At 52.0% G+C, this 2,500-nt stretch carries 1 rRNA gene (cut by a window edge); it reads right to left on the reverse strand.

The window, feature by feature from the left end:
* Window positions 1-2,500, reverse strand: a 23S ribosomal RNA gene (locus ACLD1X_RS12175); its annotated part runs 113 nt beyond the window's last position; the annotation flags it as partial.

A 2,500-nucleotide genomic window follows, 5' to 3' on the forward strand; every position in this document is an offset into this window, starting at 1 on the left:
TCCACGGCAGATAGGGACCGAACTGTCTCACGACGTTCTAAACCCAGCTCGCGTACCACTTTAAATGGCGAACAGCCATACCCTTGGGACCGGCTTCAGCCCCAGGATGTGATGAGCCGACATCGAGGTGCCAAACACCGCCGTCGATATGAACTCTTGGGCGGTATCAGCCTGTTATCCCCGGAGTACCTTTTATCCGTTGAGCGATGGCCCTTCCATACAGAACCACCGGATCACTAAGACCTACTTTCGTACCTGCTCGACGTGTCTGTCTCGCAGTCAAGCGCGCTTTTGCCTTTATACTCTACGACCGATTTCCGACCGGTCTGAGCGCACCTTCGTACTCCTCCGTTACTCTTTAGGAGGAGACCGCCCCAGTCAAACTACCCACCATACACTGTCCTCGATCCGGATAACGGACCTGAGTTAGAACCTCAAAGTTGCCAGGGTGGTATTTCAAGGATGGCTCCACGCGAACTGGCGTCCACGCTGCAAAGCCTCCCACCGATCCTACACAAGCAAATTCAAAGTCCAGTGCAAAGCTATAGTAAAGGTTCACGGGGTCTTTCCGTCTAGCCGCGGATACACTGCATCTTCACAGCGATTTCAATTTCACTGAGTCTCGGGTGGAGACAGCGCCGCCATCGTTACGCCATTCGTGCAGGTCGGAACTTACCCGACAAGGAATTTCGCTACCTTAGGACCGTTATAGTTACGGCCGCCGTTTACCGGAGCTTCGATCAAGAGCTTCGCGTTAGCTAACCCCATCAATTAACCTTCCGGCACCGGGCAGGCGTCACACCCTATACGTCCACTTTCGTGTTTGCAGAGTGCTGTGTTTTTAATAAACAGTCGCAGCGGCCTGGTATCTTCGACCGGCGTGGGCTTACGCAGTAAATGCTTCACCCTCACCGGCGCACCTTCTCCCGAAGTTACGGTGCCATTTTGCCTAGTTCCTTCACCCGAGTTCTCTCAAGCGCCTTGGTATTCTCTACCCAACCACCTGTGTCGGTTTGGGGTACGGTTCCTGGTTATCTGAAGCTTAGAAGCTTTTCTTGGAAGCATGGCATCAACCACTTCGTCACCCAAAGGGTAACTCGTCATCAGCTCTCGGCCTTAAGATCCCGGATTTACCTAAGATCTCAGCCTACCACCTTAAACTTGGACAACCAACGCCAAGCTGGCCTAGCCTTCTCCGTCCCTCCATCGCAATAACCAGAAGTACAGGAATATTAACCTGTTTTCCATCGACTACGCTTTTCAGCCTCGCCTTAGGGACCGACTAACCCTGCGTCGATTAACGTTGCGCAGGAAACCTTGGTCTTTCGGCGTGGGTGTTTTTCACACCCATTGTCGTTACTCATGTCAGCATTCGCACTTCTGATACCTCCAGCAAGCTTCTCAACTCACCTTCACAGGCTTACAGAACGCTCCTCTACCGCATCACTTACGTGATACCCGTAGCTTCGGTGTATGGTTTGAGCCCCGTTACATCTTCCGCGCAGGCCGACTCGACTAGTGAGCTATTACGCTTTCTTTAAAGGGTGGCTGCTTCTAAGCCAACCTCCTAGCTGTCTAAGCCTTCCCACATCGTTTCCCACTTAACCATAACTTTGGGACCTTAGCTGACGGTCTGGGTTGTTTCCCTTTTCACGACGGACGTTAGCACCCGCCGTGTGTCTCCCATGCTCGGCACTTGTAGGTATTCGGAGTTTGCATCGGTTTGGTAAGTCGGGATGACCCCCTAGCCGAAACAGTGCTCTACCCCCTACAGTGATACATGAGGCGCTACCTAAATAGCTTTCGAGGAGAACCAGCTATCTCCGAGCTTGATTAGCCTTTCACTCCGATCCACAGGTCATCCGCTAACTTTTCAACGGTAGTCGGTTCGGTCCTCCAGTCAGTGTTACCTAACCTTCAACCTGCCCATGGATAGATCGCCCGGTTTCGGGTCTATTCCCAGCGACTAGACGCCCTATTAAGACTCGCTTTCGCTACGCCTCCCCTATTCGGTTAAGCTCGCCACTGAAAATAAGTCGCTGACCCATTATACAAAAGGTACGCAGTCACCCAACAAAGTGGGCTCCCACTGCTTGTACGCATACGGTTTCAGGATCTATTTCACTCCCCTCTCCGGGGTTCTTTTCGCCTTTCCCTCACGGTACTAGTTCACTATCGGTCAGTCAGTAGTATTTAGCCTTGGAGGATGGTCCCCCCATATTCAGACAAAGTTTCTCGTGCTCCGTCCTACTCGATTTCATGACCAAGAGATTTTCGCGTACAGGGCTATCACCCACTATGGCCGCACTTTCCAGAGCGTTCCGCGAATCTCAAAGCCACTTAAGGGCTAGTCCCCGTTCGCTCGCCACTACTAAGGGAATCTCGGTTGATTTCTTTTCCTCAGGGTACTTAGATGTTTCAGTTCCCCTGGTTCGCCTCTTGCACCTATGTATTCAGTACAAGATAACCATCTTATGATGGCTGGGTTCCCCCATTCAGA

The sequence above is a fragment of the Pseudomonas sp. 18173 genome (assembly GCF_050432945.1).
In the GTDB taxonomy this organism is placed as follows: domain Bacteria; phylum Pseudomonadota; class Gammaproteobacteria; order Pseudomonadales; family Pseudomonadaceae; genus Aquipseudomonas.